This window comes from Pseudomonas sp. GW821-FHT07G10, from assembly GCF_059418545.1.
Map to the genome: position 1 here is coordinate 1 of NZ_JBWKQB010000008.1, position 18779 is coordinate 18779.

16 protein-coding genes and 1 pseudogene are annotated in these 18779 nt (G+C 58.5%); 7 read left to right on the forward strand and 10 right to left on the reverse strand.

All coding sequences use genetic code 11. The features are described from left to right. Window positions 1-30: 30 nt before the first annotated feature. Complete coding sequence (locus AC07O1_RS11630) at window positions 31-240, forward strand: co-regulatory protein PtrA N-terminal domain-containing protein (RefSeq protein WP_494991706.1); 210 nt, start codon at window positions 31-33, stop codon at window positions 238-240. Window positions 241-400: 160 nt separating this feature from the next. Here AC07O1_RS11630 and AC07O1_RS11635 read toward each other — a convergent pair whose 3' ends face one another. The 8 genes from AC07O1_RS11635 to AC07O1_RS11670 form a co-directional block, all read right to left on the reverse strand. Further along, window positions 401-1312, reverse strand: a complete 912-nt coding sequence (locus AC07O1_RS11635) for a LysR family transcriptional regulator (protein ID WP_495088856.1) — start codon at window positions 1310-1312, stop codon at window positions 401-403. Between the two features lie 36 nt (window positions 1313-1348). Beyond that, window positions 1349-2074, reverse strand: a complete 726-nt coding sequence (locus AC07O1_RS11640) for an SDR family NAD(P)-dependent oxidoreductase (RefSeq protein WP_495088857.1) — start codon at window positions 2072-2074, stop codon at window positions 1349-1351. A 24-nt stretch (window positions 2075-2098) separates the two neighbouring features. Next, complete coding sequence (locus AC07O1_RS11645) at window positions 2099-3022, reverse strand: NAD-dependent epimerase/dehydratase family protein (protein ID WP_495088858.1); 924 nt, start codon at window positions 3020-3022, stop codon at window positions 2099-2101. A gap of 9 nt (window positions 3023-3031) precedes the next feature. Further along, the gene (locus AC07O1_RS11650; RefSeq protein ID WP_495088859.1) at window positions 3032-3862 is read right to left on the reverse strand and encodes a polysaccharide deacetylase family protein; all 831 of its coding nucleotides are present in this window, start codon (window positions 3860-3862) and stop codon (window positions 3032-3034) included. Between the two features lie 13 nt (window positions 3863-3875). After that, the gene (gene speB / locus AC07O1_RS11655) at window positions 3876-4832 is read right to left on the reverse strand and encodes an agmatinase (RefSeq protein WP_495088860.1); all 957 of its coding nucleotides are present in this window, start codon (window positions 4830-4832) and stop codon (window positions 3876-3878) included. Between the two features lie 61 nt (window positions 4833-4893). Further along, window positions 4894-6318, reverse strand: coding sequence for an APC family permease (locus tag AC07O1_RS11660; protein WP_495088861.1), 1425 nt, complete (start codon window positions 6316-6318; stop codon window positions 4894-4896). Between the two features lie 375 nt (window positions 6319-6693). After that, window positions 6694-8061, reverse strand: a complete 1368-nt coding sequence (locus AC07O1_RS11665; protein WP_495088862.1) for an MFS transporter — start codon at window positions 8059-8061, stop codon at window positions 6694-6696. Window positions 8062-8128: 67 nt separating this feature from the next. After that, window positions 8129-9325 (reverse strand): fumarylacetoacetate hydrolase family protein, encoded by a 1197-nt coding sequence (locus AC07O1_RS11670; RefSeq protein WP_495088863.1) that lies wholly within the window; start codon window positions 9323-9325, stop codon window positions 8129-8131. Window positions 9326-9445: 120 nt separating this feature from the next. Here AC07O1_RS11670 and AC07O1_RS11675 point away from each other — a divergent pair, with 120 nt between their 5' ends. The 5 genes from AC07O1_RS11675 (at window position 9446) to AC07O1_RS11695 (ending at window position 16639) form a co-directional block, all read left to right on the forward strand. Then, complete coding sequence (locus tag AC07O1_RS11675; protein WP_495088864.1) at window positions 9446-10405, forward strand: LysR family transcriptional regulator; 960 nt, start codon at window positions 9446-9448, stop codon at window positions 10403-10405. A 165-nt stretch (window positions 10406-10570) separates the two neighbouring features. After that, entirely contained in the window at window positions 10571-12118 is a 1548-nt protein-coding gene (locus tag AC07O1_RS11680) for a UxaA family hydrolase (RefSeq protein WP_495088865.1), read from the forward strand. A 72-nt stretch (window positions 12119-12190) separates the two neighbouring features. After that, window positions 12191-13771 carry an aldehyde dehydrogenase (NADP(+)) gene (locus tag AC07O1_RS11685; protein WP_495088866.1) on the forward strand — a complete coding sequence of 527 codons (1581 nt, stop codon included), beginning with the start codon at window positions 12191-12193 and terminating at the stop codon, window positions 13769-13771. Window positions 13772-14431: 660 nt separating this feature from the next. Further along, window positions 14432-15631, forward strand: coding sequence for a formaldehyde dehydrogenase, glutathione-independent (gene fdhA / locus AC07O1_RS11690; RefSeq protein WP_494992913.1), 1200 nt, complete (start codon window positions 14432-14434; stop codon window positions 15629-15631). Between the two features lie 765 nt (window positions 15632-16396). Then, on the forward strand, window positions 16397-16639 hold the full coding sequence (locus AC07O1_RS11695) for a hypothetical protein (protein ID WP_494992912.1): 243 nt from the start codon (window positions 16397-16399) through the stop codon (window positions 16637-16639). Window positions 16640-17059: 420 nt separating this feature from the next. On the opposite strand, the gene gfa is transcribed toward AC07O1_RS11695, so the two are convergent. Further along, on the reverse strand, window positions 17060-17638 hold the full coding sequence (gfa, locus tag AC07O1_RS11700) for an S-(hydroxymethyl)glutathione synthase (protein ID WP_495012869.1): 579 nt from the start codon (window positions 17636-17638) through the stop codon (window positions 17060-17062). A 63-nt stretch (window positions 17639-17701) separates the two neighbouring features. Further along, window positions 17702-17812 (reverse strand): annotated as a pseudogene (locus AC07O1_RS11705) (hypothetical protein); the annotation flags it as partial. 274 nt (window positions 17813-18086) lie between these two features. Between AC07O1_RS11705 and AC07O1_RS11710 the strand changes: the two are divergent. Next, window positions 18087-18746 carry an MliC family protein gene (locus tag AC07O1_RS11710; RefSeq protein ID WP_495088867.1) on the forward strand — a complete coding sequence of 220 codons (660 nt, stop codon included), beginning with the start codon at window positions 18087-18089 and terminating at the stop codon, window positions 18744-18746. Window positions 18747-18779: the final 33 nt, after the last annotated feature.

An 18779-nucleotide genomic window follows, 5' to 3' on the forward strand; every position in this document is an offset into this window, starting at 1 on the left:
GTTAACCCAATCTCACTTGAGGATACCCAAATGAAATCCATGAAAGCTCTCTTCGTCGTCGCCGCTCTGACCGTTTCCTCTCTGGCTATGGCCACAGGTGGCGGTGGTGACCGGACCATCGCACGCATGGAGAAAGCCCGGAAAGTCTCGATGGAAGCCTACCAGGTTGCACAGAAACAGAAGGCTGAAGCCGCTGTAGCTCAAAGCAAAGCCAAGGCGGCCGATCACTCCAACTCCTGATCTGTCTGGCGCGTCCCCGATCTGACAGACATGTGCGGTTTCAAGCTTCAAATGCAGCACCCAAGGTTCAGCCTCTGTGCTTCTTGCCCGGCAGTCGTTTCAATCCTGGCGTTTTCGAGGGATGTTGCGCCGACTTCCAGCCGGCTTTGCCCCTTGGGATCTAAGGCAGATGAAGCCTCGCATGAGCGGTGAGCTTATCTAGAAACCGGCTTACCGTACTCTTTTGCTCTACCCCTTGACGGGTAATGCAATGAAAGGCAGAACGATAAGCCAGGCGTTGCGGCATGATCGATCGAAGCCTGCCTCGCTCGACCCAGCTCGCGGCGTAGTGGGTGGGCAGGTAACCGATGTAGGTGTCGGAAAAGACCAGCAGCGCAATGGCCTCCATCGAAAACGCGCTGACCGCGCTGGCGAACCTGAGCTCACACGGTCGTTTGTTTTCGGCGACATAGCCTCTGTCGACATAGTCCGCTGCGCTTAAATCTTCATACGTCAGGTCCTGATCAGGGCGCTGGAAAAACGGATGCCCGTTGCCGCAATACAGGTGCTGCTCCTCTTCGAACAGCGCCTGATAATGAAGCCCCGACAATCGGTGGTGGAAGGCGCCGACGGCGACCTGGATGCGCTCTTCAAGGACCGCCTGTTCAAGTTCGTCGGGACGCATGACTTGCAAATCGATATGGACACCGGGTTGCGCAGCACGTAACTGGGCAATGGCCGCCGGTACAGGGCTGTGCTCGAGGGTGATCAGGCTGTCGACCGTGCCGATGCGCAACAACTCCCGATGGCGCCCGCTGAGCACCGCCGTGCGCTGGCGGAAATGTCCGATGTTGGCGAACAGCTCCTGGGCTGCCGCGTAGGTTTCTTCGCCTTCTTCGGTCAACTGGAAACCGCTTTTCCCGCGTTTGCACAACGAGTAGCCGAGCCTGACTTCAAGGTCTCGAACGAGCACGCTGAGGCGCGACAGACTGGTGTTCAACGGGACCTGTGCAGCCGTAAAACCACCGGCATCCACGATCGCACAGAAGATCCGCAGCATGCGCAGATCCACATCCGTCAAATTCACCAGCATGCCGCCCTCTCCTCGTGTGTTTGCTTGCGACCGCAATCAGCCGTTCATTACACCGCCGCCATTGACGCCCAGTATCTGCCCGGTCATGAAACTGGCCTGCTCCGAGGCCAGGAAGATCACCGCGGCGGCAATTTCCTGTGCCGTTCCCAGTCGCAGCATCGGGTAACGCAGCGCTTCTTCGCGAATATAAGCCTCGCCCAGGCGTTCGACCATTGGCGTCAACGTGCCGCCGGGGGCAACCCCGTTTACCCGTATACCATGGGCCGCCAACTCTCGCGCCAACGACTTGGTCAGCGCAATGATTCCACCTTTTGCAGCCGAGTAATGGCAGAGATTGGCGCACCCGAGCTGCCCAAGGTCAGAGGCGATATTGACGATGGTGCCGCTGCCCTGGCGGGTCATCAGGGCCGCCGCCGGTTTGCAGAAAAAGAACGTCCCATAGAGATGAACACGGATCATCCGGTCCCAGGCCTCGACACTGAGTTCGTTCAGCGGCGCCTCCTGCAAGAACCCCGCGTTGTTGACCAGCACATCCAGGCGTTGCAGCCCGGCAAATGCACGCTCTGCTGTTGCGGGGTCCGAGACATCACCCAGCGCAAGACGCACCTCCACGCCCCGCGCCTGCAGCTCATCGGCCAAGGCCAGCAGCACCGGGCTTTCCTGCAAATCATTGAGAACGGCAAGACTGCCTTGCTCGCCAAGAGCAAGCGCGACCGCATGGCCGATGCCCTGTGCAGCACCGGTTACCAAATAGGTTTTCATGAATGACCTCAGCCTTCAGAGAATTTAGTAAGGATGCTGTTCCAGCCACTGCGCATACATGGCAATGCCTTCATGAAGGTCGAACCGGGGCCGGTAGCCCAGTTGTTCGCCCGCCGCCGAAATGTCGAAGCACGCATTTTCATCCAGTACGCTCAAAGTACCGGGGCCGATGCTGAGCTGGGCATGGGGGTAGACCTTGCGAATCCGCGCCGCGACCGCCCGGTAACTGCCCTGCTCACCAGCCGTCACATTGAACACCCGTTGTTGCAACCGCTCTTCCTGAACAGTGGCCGCCAGTACACAAGCGTGGGCAACATCCACGACGTGCACGTACTGAAAGCGGTAATCGCCGCCCTCCTCCTCATGCCACGGCTCGTTATCGATCGCGCTTCTGAGCATGCTCTTGAGGTAGCACTGCATGAACTGGCCAGGACCATAGATCCAGCCCGGTCGCAAAGACACCACGCTGACCTGGTACAGGTCGCTGTAAACCTGACCGAGCTTTTCGGTGAACACCTTGGTACAGCCATACGGCGTGGTCGGTTCAAGGGGCGCGCGCTCATCGACCACATCCATTTCCCGGTTGGGCCCGTAGGCGCATTCGGAACTGAGATTGACCACCCGAGAAATACCGCTGAGCCGGGCGCACTCAAACACATGGGTGGTGCCCAGTGCATTGGTCAGCACCGTTTGCAGGGGAATACGCCGAGAGTCCACCGGGTGCGAGATCGCCGCGGTATGAACGATCGCGTTGAGCGGACGGCTCCGGCAGCTCTCCAGCAAACTCGCCAGGTCAGCCAGATCACCTTGTATGTAACGATACGCAGCGTGCTCGATGGCGCACACCAGGCTGCGGTCGTAGCCCACCACTTCGTTACCCTGAGCCAGTAACTGACGCACCACTTCCTGGCCAAGAAATCCGTTGGCCCCGGTTACCAGTATGTTCATGATCCGTCCTCAGTAAGGATGCAGCGGCAGTGTCAAATCGCCCGCCTGCCAGCGTGAGTAGACATCGTCAGGCGTGCAGATCCAGACATCGTCATAGCGTTGAATCTGTTGGATCAGCCGCTCCAGCATCGCAATGCGTGACGCGCGGCCGATCAATTGCGGGTGCATGGTCAGGATGAAATGGCTGCCGTAGTGACGCATTCCTTCCAGCTCCGCCGACCAGAGTCGAAAGACCTTTTCCGGGTCTTCGATCACACTGCCCAGCGCAGGCTCTGCTGAATAGGCGAACTGCTCCCAGTCGTCCAGCAACCAACTGACGGGCAACTCGAGCAGACTCTTTTCAGCGCTGCCGACGCGGTACGGCCGGTCATCGCCCATCAAGCTGCTATCGCTGTGAAAGCCCAGGGCAATGAGCGAGTCAACGACGTCCGGTGTCAGCTCCCACAACGGTGCGCGGTAATGGGTGACCGGCCGATCCAGGAGGGTTTCGAGCAGCGCCTTGGAGTCCTTGAGAATCTGCAGATTCTGTTCGGGCGTCTGTTCATCGACACGCTCATGGAAGTAACCGTGGCAACCAATCCCGTGGCCGGCAGCTGCGATGCTGCGTACCACCTCCGGGTCGATCTCGGCCACGCGAGCGGGAATGTAGAACTGCGCCCGAAGGCCGTAGCGGGCCAGCAATTCCAGCAGGCGCGGCACGCCAACGCGGCGTCCATAGGCGCCCATCGACAGCAGCGAGAGCCGGCGCCCGTCGAGGCTGGATGGCTCCCAGGCGCTTTCTGCATCCAGGTCAAAACTCAAGGTCACAGCAAAACGTTTGTTCTCAGGCCAGGCAGTCATCAATGGATTCCTTCTACGAGCGACGCTTGATTGAGTCGGCGAGAATGCACAGCAACTCGAACATCATGGTCGCGCCCACCAGCGCCGTGGCCCCGCCCACATCAAAGGGCGGCGACACTTCCACCACATCGGCACCGATCAGGTTCAGGCCTTGCAGGCCCCGGATCAGTTGCTGCGCCTGCAACGTGGTGATGCCGCCTATCTCGGGTGTGCCGGTGCCCGGGGCAAACGCCGGGTCCAGGACATCGACATCGAAGGTGACGTAGGTCGGCTCGTCGCCCACGATGCGTCGCGTCTCGGCAATCGTCGCGGCAACGCCGATGTCGGCGAACTCCTCCATATGGATCACCCGGATACCGCAGTCCTTGGCGAAGTCTTCGTCTTCTGCCGAATAGATCGAACCGCGAATACCAATCTGTACCGTGCGCGTGGGGTCCAGCAGCCCCTCCTCGATCGCACGGCGAAAAGGTGTGCCATGGGTGTAGAGGTTGTCGCCGAAGTAACGGTCATTGGTGTCGGAGTGAGCATCGAAATGGACCATGCCGATAGGCCGGTCCCGGGCGATGGCGCGGAAAATCGGCAGCGTCACCAGATGATCGCCACCGACGGACAGCGGCACCGTACCGACCTCATGGACCTGCCGATAGAACGCTTCAATTCGCTTGAGGGAATCGAGCAGATCAATTGGATTGACCGGCGCGTCGCCCAGGTCGCCGACCCGCACCAGATCATAGGGTGCGATATGGCTGACGTGGTGAACCTTGCGCATCATGCTCGACTGGTTGCGCACCTCCCGTGGACCATGCCGGGCGCCCGCGCGGTTGGTGGTGCCGCCATCCCAGGGGATACCCAGCAAGGCGATCTGGACGTCTGCCGGATCGGTGAATATCGGCAGGCGCATAAAGCTCGGTATGCCTGCAAAACGGGGGATGACGGCGGCGTCCAGAGGTTGCGGAAAGTCATTGGCCATCAAGATTACTCCTGGGTATCAGCAGATGAATTGACGATAAAAAAGGGATGTTCAGGACGTATCACGCCTTCGCCGGCATCGCACTGGCACCTCTGCGCCGGCGTTTACCCGAGAGCACGATCAGCGCGCCACTCACCAGCGACAGTGCTCCCAAATACCAGGCGGTATAGAGATCGTCCGGGGAGACCGGGTTGGCGCCTGCGGTGTAACCGATGTAGGCGAGTACAAAGAGCGCCAGCAATGCGGGGATCGACAGTAGTGTTGCAGTGAGTGCCTTGTGTTGTTTCCAGGTCATGGCCATGAAGGCCGCCAGCGCCGAGATGTAGGACATCACCAGGGTGATGGTGACCACGTCGTAATACCAAACGATCTTGTCCAGCGGTTTCCACCAGAGCAAGGCAATGCCGGCGAGCGACACTAGCCCCAGGGTGAACCACGGCGCCTTGAAGCGATTGACAGCGCTAAACGCACCCGGCAGATGCCCCTCCTCACTCATCCGATACAGCGTGCGCGCCGACGAATTGGAGGAAATCTGCAAGCCGGCGCACGCCGAGGTAATCACTACGAACAACGCCAGCCAGGCCATGGCCGGTGGCAGGTAGACATTGGCGACAGCGGCGATCGGCCCGCCGTTGCCGTTTTCAACAATGGCAGCCAACTGCTCCACCGGAACCGCGTATTGCCAGCCGATGGCCGCCAGACTGTAGATCACGAAGGCCGAGGTCAGCACGATCAACAGTGAACGCTGCACGGTGCGAACCGGTACGCGTGCCTCTTCGATGTAGTTAATGGCCGAATCGAAGTTCGCCAGCATCCACACACCAAACAGCACTCCCGGGCCAATCGCCGCCAGACCACCGGCGCCTTGCAGCGAATACATCGAGGCAAACGACAGGTTCTCGACCTGAGGATGGATGAACCCCATGAAACCTAGCCCGGCGACCACGGCTATTTCGAAAACCAGAAAGGTACTGGCAAGCTTCGCGGTCACTCCGACCCCGCGCACCGACACAGCAAAGAAGGTCACGATCAACAACGTACTGATGATCTTCGCGTTGAGTTCGCCAGCAAGCGAAGGAATCAGCGCCTGGATGTACTCGGAGCCGATCAACGCACACATCGGCGTGACGGCGATGCAGGCAACGGCATAGGTCCAACCCAGGATGCAACCAATATCCGGGTGCAGAAAACGCGAGCAAAAGGTGAAGATGCCCCCTGCCGACGGTGCCTGACGTGTCAGCGAAACCATGCACACGGCCAGCACCAACATGGGAAAGAAAAACGCAATCAGGATCGCCAGGGGTGCCTGGTGACCGGAGATCGAATAGAGGATCGACATCGACGAGGCGGCCACCCAGGCCGGTGCGTTGAACCCCAACGCGGAAAAACTGACGTCCTTGGTGTTGAGCTTTCCTTTGTTGAGCGCCGTGTCGAGCTCGCTGATTGCACCGTGACGGTCGTAACCGAAAAGTTCGTAGAGTTTCATGATTGTTCCCAGGCTCGTTTTTTATTGGCAGGTAGCGAAAACGCTTCTTGTAGGACAGAGCTCTTGAGCAACACCCGATCGTTGCCGGGTGTTATCGCCAACTCAAGATAGGGGGATGGCTGCGAGGCACCAATTACCAAAGACGAAAGCTGACTTGCACAAAACCGCACGGATGCCGGACGCCGGCAGGATTTATCGACAAAAAAAAGCCGAAGCCCTTAAAAGGCATCGGCTATTTTTATCGGTTGATCGTTCCCACGCTCTGCGTGGGAACGATCAAGACCATGAACGTCGCGTAAGGCGAGTTCAGCGTCATCGAGCGTTAGGGTGAAACAGGTGTAAACCTATTTCAGGACTAGACGGTCTATTGTGATTTCAAGGATTCGAAGGTACCCGGGCGCTACTCGCCACCCTGTCCAGCGGACCTTGATTGACCTGCAGTTGCCCCTTTGGCGCGCGCAATGTCCATAGCAGGTAAACTCCCACCAACCCCGCTGCCGACAGCGACAACATCCCAGCCCGTGGATCGGTGAACCAGACCTCCATATTGGCCTTGAGCATTGGCGCAACAAAGCCGCCGATGTTGCCCATCGATCCAATCAGGGCAATACCACCGGCCGCGGCAACCCCACCGAGGTAGCCGGTCGGCAGCGTCCAGAACAGCGGTTGAACGGTCACGAAACCGACGGCTGCGAAACAGAAAGCCAGCAGTACCGGTGCAAAACTGTTGAGCAAGGCCGAGGCCGCAATACCCAGGGCAGCCATGCCCAGCATGCACATCGCCATCTTGAGATGAGCCCCATGCCGGTCGGCATAACGCGTCACAAAGTACATGGCGATGGCAGCGCACAGCCATGGTAATGAAATGAACATACCCACCTCTAAGCCGACCTTGGTCCCCAGCAGCTCCGAAATTCGGGTCGGCAGATAGAAGATGACCCCGTACACACTGACCTGAACGCTGAAGTAGATCAGGATGAACTTCAGCACCCGCTTGTTGCGCATCAGACTCAGCAGGTTGGTCGGGCCATGGGCCAGTTTCAGCTTGTCTTCAGCCTCGATCTCCTGGCTCAGGGCCGCTTTATCTTCGCGGGTGAGCCAAGGGGCATGCTGTGGCTTACTCTTGAGGTAGAACAGCGCAATGATCCCTACGACGACCGCCGCCAGGCCTTCCACCAGGAACATCCATTGCCAGTTGGTCAGGTTGAACATGTCATGCATTTCCAGCAACCAGCCCGACATTGGACTGCCCAGCATCAAGGCCATTGGCAAGCCGAAATAGTAGATGCCGATAGCCTGGCCGCGACGCTGGGCCGGAAACCAGTAGGTCAGGTACAGGATCACACCCGGGGAAAAACCCGCTTCGGCCACGCCGAGCAGAAAGCGCAGCACGTAAAACGTTGTTTCATCCCGGGTGAACATCATGGCGGCGGACACCAGCCCCCAGGTGATCATGATCCGGCTGAGCCAGACTCTCGCGCCGACGCGGTGCAACATCAGATTACTCGGCACTTCGAAGATGGCATAACCGATAAAGAAAATACCCGCACCCAGGGCGAAGGCCGCATTGCTCAAGCCGATATCGGTCTGCAGTGCCGCCTTGGCGAAACCGACGTTGGAGCGATCGATCATTGCCAGGGCAAACATTAAAGCGAGGAACGGCAACAACTTCCATCGACACTTGGCAATGGCGCTCTCGATGGCTGCCGCGTGATCCGGTCTTGTGGTGTTTTTGGTCATCATTTGTGTGCCTTATTATTATTGTCCAGCGACCACTGTTTTTATCTGCCAGGAACCTCTGGCAGGCAAATCAGTGGAGTGATTTACCTGCCACCAGACCCCGAGCGGCCAGGTTGCCCATCAATGCACGCAGGCCAAACGTCCAGGGTGTGGCTTCATTGCTGTAGGTGACGCGATTGTGAAGCGTGCCCAACAACGGGCTCCCGATGCTAACGCTATCGCCCGGCTTGTGAGTGAAGCCACTGCCCGGCTCTTCACGGTCTTGTGTCGGGGCGAACAGCGTGCCGAGAAACAGCATGAAACCGTCCGGGTACTGGTGATCGCTGCCCACAGTCTGCGCGACCAACTCAAGCGGGTCGCGACTGATCTGCTCCATCGAACTGCTGCCGCGCATGATAAAACCGTCATCACCCTCAACGACCAGATCGACCACGCAGCGGCGCACATCATCCAGAGAAAAGCCTTCGTCGAACAGGCGAATAAACGGGCCGATCGCACATGACGCATTGTTGTCCTTGGCTTTGCTCAACAGCAATGCGCTACGGCCTTCGAAGTCGCGCAGATTGACGTCGTTGCCCAAGGTTACGCCTTGTATCCGGCCACGGCTGTTTACCGCCAGGACTATTTCCGGCTCAGGGTTGTTCCATTTCGATTTGGGATGAATACCCACCTCATTACCGCTGCCGACGGAAGCGAGGACGGGGGCCTTGGTGAATATCTCGGCATCAGGGCCGATGCCGACTTCCAGGTATTGTGACCAAAGCCCCTGCTCGATCAACAAGGCCTTCAGCCGGGCGGCTTCGGTTGAACCCGGTTTGATCGAACTCAGGTTGTCGCCGATAGCCGCTTTGACGAGGCTGCGTACACTTTCGGCCTTGACTGCATCACCGCCCGCCTGCTCTTCAATCACGCGTTCAATCATGCTAGCGGCGAATGTCACACCGGCAGCCTTGATCACCTGCAGGTCAGCCGGCGGCAACAGAAAAGCCTTGGCGGTATCGGCCCCGGGGCCCGTATTGGCCAACAATGCCTCAAGACTCCCGATGTATTCACCGCGAGTGCTACGAACAGCCTCAAGCGGTGAAGCGCTTTCCAGCAGATCACTCAATGTCGGGAACACCTTCGACAAATCAAACACACCGTCGGCGCGCAGCACTACCGGCGAGGGGCCAGCGGCCTCTCCAGGCACCCAGGCACGACCGATCAGAGTGCCTTCCAGCCCATCGATCGGCAGGGTGTTTTTACAGGTCAATTTCAGATGGGGCATATATAGGTCCAGGTCAATTCGATGACGACCCGGCAAAACTAGTGGACTTGTCTGATAAATCCCAATGACATATTTTCAGTGTTTGATATCGTTTCGTTATCAACCAGATCGAGCCTCTTTATGGAAAACGACGAGATTTCATTCGCCAGCGTGAGCAAATGGCTGAAGATCAAGCATTTGATATTGGTCGACACTTTGGCCAAGACCCGCAACATGCACACCACTGCCGAACTGATGAATCTGACACAGCCAGCCATCAGCAAGATGTTGCGCGACGTCGAGCTGTTACTCGGTTTTGCGTTGTTCGAACGGCAAACCCGCAGCATGGCCCTGACCGAACTTGGCGAGTTCGTGGTCCGCTATGCCCGGATGACGCTCGACGACACGCAGTCATTCGTCGATCAGCTCAATAAATTGCGCAAAGGTGGACATGGTCATTTGAAAGTCGGCGCGATTTTCGCCGCGACTTCGGTCGTGCTGCCCGAGGCGATCACCCGGATCAAGCTGGACCGCCCCATGCTGTCCATCGAAGTGATTGAGCAAACCAGCAATCAACTGCTGGAAATGCTTGAGCACAAGAAGCTCGATTTGATCATTGCCCGCTTCACGGATGAGCGTTATCAGCAACCGTTCGACTTCCGTGCACTCGGACCTGAACCCTTTTGTCTGGTGGTCAACAGTCGTCATCCCCTCGCGCAGTTCGACGAAGTGGCTACCGAGCAACTGAGCGATTGGCCCTGGGTGATGTACCCCTTCAATGCGCCCATACGGCGCCGGATGGAAAGCGCCTTCATCGAATTCAACATGCGCACGCCCACCAACACCGTCGAAACCATCTCGATGCCCACCTTCCTGCAACTCCTGCAATCGGGGCCGATGCTCGCGATGTTGCCCGAATCCATGGTGCAGTCGCAGGTTCAGAGTGGCTTGCTTAAAGTGCTCAACACTCCGTTCAAGGTCGAACCTCAGGACTACGGCATCATCACGCGCAAGGACGAACCACTGACCGAAGCGGCCCGCGAATTCGCCGACACCTTGCTGGAATTCGCCAGGCTGCGACGGGAAACTGCCGATCACTGAGGAATTTTTTTGTCAATAACGGCAAATAAGATGAGAAAAAGTTATCGATCAATCCAAAGGTCTCATTAGGCAGCAGCATCCGGGGGCTCTTATAGTGCAGCAACAAAGGCATGGCGCGGCCTGTTTGCCAGCGACCTCCCACGCTTCATAGCCAGAGAGTTTCCGATGGAATTGATCATGAAAACCGGTGCAGCCGCCGTCCTGCGCCTCAATCCTCTGGACGATGTGCTGATCGCCCGTCGGCCGTTGATACCGGGTGAAGCCCTCGAACAGGAAGGCGTGACCGTACGTCAACCTGTACCCGCCGGTCACAAGATCGCCGCACGTCGCATTGATGCAGGCCAGGCCCTGCGTCGCTATGGGCAGATCATCGGTTTTTCCACCGAGGTTATCGAGGCCGGTGACCACGTGCATGTGCACAACCTGACCATGGGCGATTTCGCCCGTGATTATGCGTTCAGCCTCGATGTGAAACCCGACAAGCCCTTGAACAGCGAGCCTGTGTTCATGGGGATCGTGCGCCCGGACGGTCGCGTGGCTACCCGAAACTATATTGGCATCCTGACCTCTGTGAATTGCTCGGCCACCGTCGCCCGTGCCATAGCCGACCACTTCCGACGGGACATTAACCCCGGCGCATTGCTGGCATACCCCAACGTCGATGGCGTGGTCGCCCTGACCCACTCCGCCGGTTGCGCCGTAGACCCCGCCGGCGAAGGCCTGGCGTTGCTGCGCCGTACATTGGCGGGCTACGCGACCCATGCCAACTTCGCCGCTGTGCTGGTGATCGGGCTGGGCTGCGAAACCAACCAGATCGAAGGGCTGCTCAGCACCCAGGGGCTGAGCCGCAGCGATACGCTGCGCACTTTCAGCATCCAGGATAGCGGCGGCACATCCAAAGCGGTCGCCAGCGGCATCGCTCAGGTCAAGGCGTTGCTTGAGGAGGCTAACCAGGTCAAACGGGAACTCGTCAGTGCCAGGCACCTGATCATTGGCCTGCAATGCGGTGGCTCGGATGGTTATTCCGGCATCACCGCCAACCCTGCGCTGGGTAATGCGGTGGACCGACTGGTCGCCTGTGGCGGCACGGCAATCCTTTCTGAAACGCCGGAAATCTATGGCGCCGAACACCTGCTGACCCGCCGGGCAATCAACCGCGCAGTGGGTGAGAAACTCATTGCACGGATTCATTGGTGGGAGGCGTATTGCGAGCGCATGGGTGCAGAACTGAACAACAACCCTTCGGCCGGCAACAAGGTCGGAGGCTTGACCACCATCCTGGAGAAGTCACTGGGTGCTGTTGCTAAAGCAGGGTCCAGCAACCTGGTCGATGTTTATGAATATGCCCAGATAGTCAGCGCCAAAGGCCTGGTGTTCATGGACACCCCTGGCTATGACCCTGTATCGGCCACAGGCCAGGTCGCCGGTGGCGCCAATCTGATTGCCTTCACCACCGGACGTGGCTCGGCCTACGGTTGCGCCCCCTCCCCATCGATCAAACTGGCAACCAATACCGCGTTGTGGAACCGCCAACGCGAAGACATGGACATCAACTGCGGCGAGATCGCTGAAGACACCATGACCATCGAAGAATGCGGTGAAGCCATCTTCAAACTCATGCTGCGCATCGCTTCGGGTGAACGCAGCATGAGCGAGCAGCACGGTTACGGGCAGAACGAATTCGTGCCCTGGCAGATCGGCGCCGTTACCTGAATCCCTGCCCTCCTCCCCTATAGCCCTGAAATCCCCGCAAGGGGATTCGAACATCCTTTTCTGGAGCCAGAAATGTCCACGATTATCGGCCACAACTACATCGGTGGTCAGCGCAGCGCTACTGGCACTGTCATCGTCAACAGCGTTGATGCCAACACCGGCGATAACCTGCCTTACAGTTTCCACCAGGCCACCCTTGAAGAAGTCGACGCCGCTGCCAATTTCGCCGCTGCCGCTTACCCGGCGTATCGCAGCCTGAGCGCCGAACGTCGCGCGCAGTTTCTCGATGCCATTGCCGATGAGCTGGATGCATTGGGCGATGATTTTGTGGCGCTGGTCAGCCGCGAAACCGCGCTGCCCGCCGCCCGCATTCAAGGCGAGCGCGGTCGCACCAGCGGCCAGATGCGCCTGTTCGCCAAGGTCCTGCGTCGCGGGGATTTCTACGGTGCGCGGATCGATCGGGCGTTACCGGACCGCCTGCCGTTGCCGCGTCCGGACCTGCGCCAGTACCGCATCGGCCTCGGCCCGGTTGCGGTGTTTGGTGCGAGCAACTTTCCCTTGGCGTTTTCCACCGCCGGCGGCGACACCGCCTCGGCATTGGCGGCTGGCTGCCCGGTGGTGTTCAAGGCCCACAGTGGCCACATGGCCACGGCCGAACTCGTTGCCGATGCGATCATCCGCGCCGCGGAAAGAACCGGGATGCCGGCCGGTGTATTCAACATGATCTATGGTGGTGGCGTCGGTGAAGCGCTGGTCAAGCATCCGGCGATTCAGGCGGTCGGTTTTACCGGTTCGCTCAAAGGCGGACGGGCGTTGTGCGACATGGCTGCAGCCCGTCTTCAACCCATCCCGGTGTTCGCGGAGATGTCGAGCATCAACCCGGTGATCGTGCTGCCGCAGGCGTTGCAAGCACGGTCAGAATCGGTCGCCCGTGACCTGACCGCTTCGGTGGTTCAGGGCTGCGGCCAGTTCTGCACCAACCCCGGTTTGGTGATCGGCATTCGCTCACCGCAGTTCAGTGCGTTCGTGCAGCAGGTCGCGGTTTTCATCGGCGATCAGCCGGCGCAGACCATGCTCAATGCCGGGACGCTGAGCAGCTATGGCAAGGGCCTGCAAAAACTCCTCGCACATCCGGGCATCGAGCATCTGGCCGGCCAGGCGCAACAGGGCAACCAGGCCCAGCCGCAGTTGTTCAAAGCCGATGTCAGCCTGTTGATCGAGGGCGATGAAGTGCTGCAGGAAGAAGTCTTCGGCCCGACTACGGTGTTTGTCGAAGTGGCGGATCAGGTGCAATTGAGTGCCGCACTGCAGGGCCTGCATGGGCAGCTGACGGCGACGATCATTGGCGAATCGGCAGACTTCGAACAGTTCGGTGAACTGACGGCGGTGCTGGAACAGAAGGTCGGACGGATCCTGCTTAACGGCTATCCAACCGGTGTGGAGGTGTGTGATTCGATGGTCCACGGCGGGCCGTATCCGGCGACGTCCGATGCGCGCGGTACGTCGGTGGGCACGCTGGCCATCGATCGCTTCCTGCGCCCGGTGTGCTTCCAGAACTACCCCGATAGACTGTTGCCGGAGCCATTGAAGAACGCCAATCCACTGCGCATTCAGCGGCTGGTGGACGGCCAGCCCTCCCGCGACGCCCTCTGACGGTCGAGCACTGTCCTCTGCAGGAGCAAGCCTGCTTGCGATGATGGCGGCACATTCAGCATCCATGTGTCTGTCACGCCGCTATCGCAAGCAAGCTTGCTAGTACATCTGTTCTGCGTTGTGCAGGCGTTTTATGCCCGGCGCAGTCGATCGCCAGAGCTAAATATCCGACATCATCCAACATTCCCCCCAATCGCTCCGACCACCTTCACGCCAGCACCAAGCCCTCGGATGATCAAGACTCCTGAAGGAACTCTACATGCTGGAACACCAATCTCAGGGAATCATGAGCCGCGCAGTATCGCTGGCGATCGGGCCCGCGCCACCCAGTGGCCCCTTGTCGCAAAGTCTCGTCGTCCTTCCAAATTGCGTTGTACGTAGAGGTGAGTTGCTGGGCCAGTGGCTTCAGCCCACTCCAGCAAGGCTGGCAGTTGAGAGTCCAGAAACTGGTGGTGATTGGCTGCTAAATGCTCTCGCAGGGTGCTGATACCAGGCGTAGGATTATTGTGATGACTGCTAATCACGCGTCGTTGGAAGGTCACTTCCAACCAATCGGCATTCACGCGCAAACGCAAGACATATACCGCTGCACTGTAAGGCCGCGCGCCCCTTCGCAGTACAAGGGCCGTGTTCTCACAACAACAAAAGCGAGGTGAAAGCATGTCTGGTAATCGTGGTGTCGTGTATCTCGGCGCAGGCAAGGTCGAGGTGCAGACCATCCCCTATCCGAAAATGGAAGACCCGCGCGGCAAGCGCATCGACCATGGCGTGATCCTACGCGTGGTTTCAACCAATATCTGCGGCTCCGACCAGCATATGGTGCGTGGTCGGACCACGGCCCAGGTCGGACTGGTGCTTGGCCATGAGATCACCGGTGAGGTGATCGAGAAGGGCCGTGACGTGGAAAACGTGCAGATCGGTGACCTGGTCTCGGTGCCGTTCAACGTCGCCTGCGGCCGTTGTCGCAGTTGCAAGGAACAGCACACCGGCGTCTGCCTGACGGTCAACCCGGCGCGCCCCGGCGGTGCCTATGGCTATGTGGACATGGGCGATTGGGTTGGCGGCCAGGCCGAATATGTGCTGGTGCCGTATGCCGACTTCAACCTGCTGAAGCTGCCCGACCGCGACAAGGCCATGGAGAAAATCCGCGACCTGACCTGCCTCTCCGATATCCTGCCGACCGGCTACCACGGCGCGGTGACCGCCGGTGTCGGCCCTGGCAGCACGGTGTATATCGCCGGTGCCGGTCCGGTCGGAATGGCTGCTGCCGCCTCCGCCCGTCTGCTTGGTGCGGCGGTGGTGATAGTCGGCGACGTCAATCCGCTGCGTCTGGCGCATGCCAAGGCTCAGGGCTTCGAGATCGCCGACCTGACCCAGGACACTCCGCTGCACGAGCAAATTGCCAACCTGCTCGGTGAGCCGGAAGTCGATTGTGCGGTCGATGCGGTCGGCTTCGAAGCCCGTGGCCACGGCCATGACGGCGCGCAGCACGAAGCCCCGGCCGACGTGCTCAACGCGCTTATGGGCGTGGTGCGGGTCGCCGGCAGTATCGGTATCCCCGGCCTGTATGTTACCGAAGACCCGGGTGCGGTCAACAAAGCCGCCAAGCATGGCAGCCTGAACATCCGTTTCGGCCTCGGCTGGGCCAAGTCCCACAGCTTCCACACCGGCCAGACCCCGACGATGAAGTACAACCGTCAGCTGATGCAGGCGATCATGTGGGACCGGATCAACATTGCCGAGGTCGTCGGCGTGCAGGTGATCAGCCTGGACGACGCGCCGCGCGGCTACCACGAGTTCGATGCCGGGGTGCCGAAGAAATTCGTCATGGATCCGCACAAGCTGTTTAGCGCGGCCTAAGGAGTAGGTTGGGAAAACGGCAGCTTTGAGCTTAATGCCAGTCAGTTAAGCTGACTGGCATTAAGCTCTGCGCCAATAGCTCATGCACAGGGTCTCCGACCGCGCGGGATCAGAGCATGACTGGCGTATAACGCCATGCTCCGTATTGCCTTCTGCTTCGCTTAACAGCATCGGCATCCCGGATTCCTGATTACGCGGCTCAATGGCTGGCCCATCGGTTTCCCCTGTCAACGCTTCACCCTGTACCTCACGGTGCAACATGCATGACTCGGGGTCTGGTTGATTCGCCATTGCTTACCAGTATCGAACTTTCATCGACGATCCTCCGCCAGCTTTAACTGGCGCACCAAGCGTCCGGCCAACACACCTTTCATGGTTAAACCGGCGCTCACCTGTGCGGCAGCAGTTCGGTAGTCTCACTCGCCCGCTGCAGTACCCGGAAGTAATTTTCCGAAATTCGAGGAACTAATTATGCGAAACCGGGAAATTGTTCCCCGTTTCGGAAAATTACTTCCGGGTACTGCTTTCTCGAGGCGTCTGAATGACTGACTTCACCTTCCTCACCCGTCATTGGCGAGCCGGCTGCCCATGACCGGCGCTATGATTATGAACAAGTGGTTGTGTCGTTCGATGAGGTCATGCAGCGCTGTACCAGGGATTTGTACGTAACATTGCATAAGCCATGCGGTGGCCAGAATAATCCGGGAGGCGACCGTATTATCGTGACCAAGGCGGTGAGCAATACAACATATCAGGAGTCCCATCATGAGCTATGGCAAGAACAGAGCGCAGGCCCTGGATGACCTGGAGGAAGCGACAGATGACATACGCCGAACTGACAATCATGCCGAGCGCCTGGAAGCGTTGTACAAGGCTCAGGGCATGCTGTACATGCTATGGCGTATTGATTGGGTGAACAGCGAAGACTTCGAAAAACTGAAGTTAAAGCTTCTCCGGGCTGATGCGGAGGCGGTGCGGCAGATAGAGGAGAAAGTGAAGCCCGCGTGAGCGCGAATGACAAATAATTTGTTGTGCGTTACAGCTCCCTCCTCCAACCCAGCCGCCGCCGGGCGGTAATGATTTGGGTGAAGCCAACATGAAAACGGTCACGGCCCTTTTCACCTGTCTGCTCGCTGCCAGCGTGTGCGCGGCGACGAGCACCTGTGCAAATGCTGCGTCCCCCTCGCCTCCCATACCCAGCATTACGAATGTGAATATTGCTCGCCGGAGCAATGGGAATTCCTTGCATACTCATCATCTTATTAATGATGATTCCTCGCCATCATGCCCATCAAAACACCGCCCTTTTCCGGAAAGATGGTGCTTGAACGCAACGCCCTTCACCTGAAACGGATATGGGTGAAGGGCGTTGCACTAATGGTTCAGCCAAGGTGGCTCGTGCCAAATAGTACATTCGGCAAATGGGGTTTAACTGGATGCCAAAACACCATTCAACTTCGCCACTTGCGTAGCCAATACGTCCATCAGATCTGGCGACAAGCAATCATAAGGTTCCAAACCGAGCGCGCGCAGTTTTTCGCGAATTTCCTTCATGTCCTCCGGCGGGGTGCCGGTTTCGATGATCGACGAAACGAAGGCTGCAAAGCCCGGTGCAGCCCAACCTTTTTGCGGAGAAAGCTCGGTATGCACGAAGTCCAGGCCATAGAACGCGTGGTCTTTATTTTCGATGCGGCCGTACATATGTGCATGGCACTCTTTGCAGGCATGTCGTTGAATAGTCGCGCGCTCGTCGACGATGACCAGCTTCTCAGCGTTCGCGGTGACGCTGACTTTATCGCGTGGAACAACTGCAATGACCGCGAATTTCGCACCTGCGGGCTTCCAGCATTTGCTGCAGCCACAGGCGTGATTGTGCAGGGTCTGGGCGTCAATCCTGATTTCAACCTTATCGGTCGGACACAGGCATTGCAGGGTACCTCCAGAGAAGTTTGCAGCGCTTGGCTCTATTCCGTTATCCAGTGAAGGATGAAGCTTCAAGTTGCTCACGATAAACCTCCAGTATCAGGGAGTATTCGAACTGTATCTGGAGCCTGAGCTCCAGGGCACACATCAGTATTTGACAACGGTGCGGACCGATTTACCTTCATGCATCAGATTGAAGCCCTCATTGATACGTTCAAGTGGCATGGTATGAGTGACGAAGGGAGCCAGACTGATTTCGCGCGTTCTGTATCAGCGCCTGTTTTAGAAGGAACACCCTCAGGGAGCGCTCTTCGACGCCGTGGGTTTTCCGACCCGCCTCTTGCGCTTGGCGACGGGAGCCCGACGAAGCTGCGTCAGTTGCTTCTCCAGCGTGTCGGCCGCCGGGCGGTGTGACAAGTTTTGAGCACTGACTTACACTGCGGATGCACCCAATGCGAACGAATGACTGTTTAACGGATCGATAGGTCCCACGGTAATCCGGGCATCACGTAATGATCTGGGTGAAGCCAACATGAAAACGGTCATGGCCCTTGTCACCTGTCTGCTCGCTGCCAGCGTGTGCGCGGGGACGAGCACCTGTGCAAATGCTGCGTCCCCTTCGCGAATCTTCAAGACCAGCTTCGACTGCGCCAAGGCAAGGGCATCCGTCGAAAAGCTTATCTGTCGCGATCCCCAACTGGCCCAGATGGATATCGAACTGACGCGTCTTTATCGCCTGGCGCTCACGGATGAACATTCAGTACCGCGTCCAGACAAGGTCATGATCGACCAGCAGTTCTGGATCGATGCCCGCAATCAGTGTGCCTCCGAGCCTGCGCCCAAGGCGTGCACGATCCGAAGTTATGCCGAGCGCGCGCACCAGCTACGCCAAGGCTCGGCAATTGTGAGAACCAAGGATCCAGACAGACTCACCGAAGGCCCCCTGGCTTTTCGTTGTACAGGGTTTAACGCGCTGATTGCCGCCACCTTCTTTAGCACGCAGCCTGGCGTCGTGTACCTGAAATGGGCGAACACCTCGATCACCCTGAGCCAGGTGCAGAGTGATTCGGGAACCCATTACACCGGCAAGGATTACCAGGGGAATTACAGCTTCTGGCAAAGCGGCAACGTGGTATTTTTCCAGAAACCAGGCTCTGGGGAAATGAGTTGTACGGCCGAGCCGGTCGGCTGAATTTTTATTAGGAGCCAAACCCCCGAAAGGGCA

Coding starts and splice junctions, on each gene's coding strand:
- AC07O1_RS11630 (WP_494991706.1), top strand. CDS start 31: ATGAAATCCATGAAAGCTCTCTTCGTCGTCGCCGCTCTGACCGTTTCC.
- AC07O1_RS11635 (WP_495088856.1), bottom strand. CDS start 1,312: ATGCTGGTGAATTTGACGGATGTGGATCTGCGCATGCTGCGGATCTTC.
- AC07O1_RS11640 (WP_495088857.1), bottom strand. CDS start 2,074: ATGAAAACCTATTTGGTAACCGGTGCTGCACAGGGCATCGGCCATGCG.
- AC07O1_RS11645 (WP_495088858.1), bottom strand. CDS start 3,022: ATGAACATACTGGTAACCGGGGCCAACGGATTTCTTGGCCAGGAAGTG.
- AC07O1_RS11650 (WP_495088859.1), bottom strand. CDS start 3,862: ATGACTGCCTGGCCTGAGAACAAACGTTTTGCTGTGACCTTGAGTTTT.
- speB (WP_495088860.1), bottom strand. CDS start 4,832: ATGGCCAATGACTTTCCGCAACCTCTGGACGCCGCCGTCATCCCCCGT.
- AC07O1_RS11660 (WP_495088861.1), bottom strand. CDS start 6,318: ATGAAACTCTACGAACTTTTCGGTTACGACCGTCACGGTGCAATCAGC.
- AC07O1_RS11665 (WP_495088862.1), bottom strand. CDS start 8,061: ATGATGACCAAAAACACCACAAGACCGGATCACGCGGCAGCCATCGAG.
- AC07O1_RS11670 (WP_495088863.1), bottom strand. CDS start 9,325: ATGCCCCATCTGAAATTGACCTGTAAAAACACCCTGCCGATCGATGGG.
- AC07O1_RS11675 (WP_495088864.1), top strand. CDS start 9,446: ATGGAAAACGACGAGATTTCATTCGCCAGCGTGAGCAAATGGCTGAAG.
- AC07O1_RS11680 (WP_495088865.1), top strand. CDS start 10,571: ATGGAATTGATCATGAAAACCGGTGCAGCCGCCGTCCTGCGCCTCAAT.
- AC07O1_RS11685 (WP_495088866.1), top strand. CDS start 12,191: ATGTCCACGATTATCGGCCACAACTACATCGGTGGTCAGCGCAGCGCT.
- fdhA (WP_494992913.1), top strand. CDS start 14,432: ATGTCTGGTAATCGTGGTGTCGTGTATCTCGGCGCAGGCAAGGTCGAG.
- AC07O1_RS11695 (WP_494992912.1), top strand. CDS start 16,397: ATGAGCTATGGCAAGAACAGAGCGCAGGCCCTGGATGACCTGGAGGAA.
- AC07O1_RS11710 (WP_495088867.1), top strand. CDS start 18,087: ATGAAAACGGTCATGGCCCTTGTCACCTGTCTGCTCGCTGCCAGCGTG.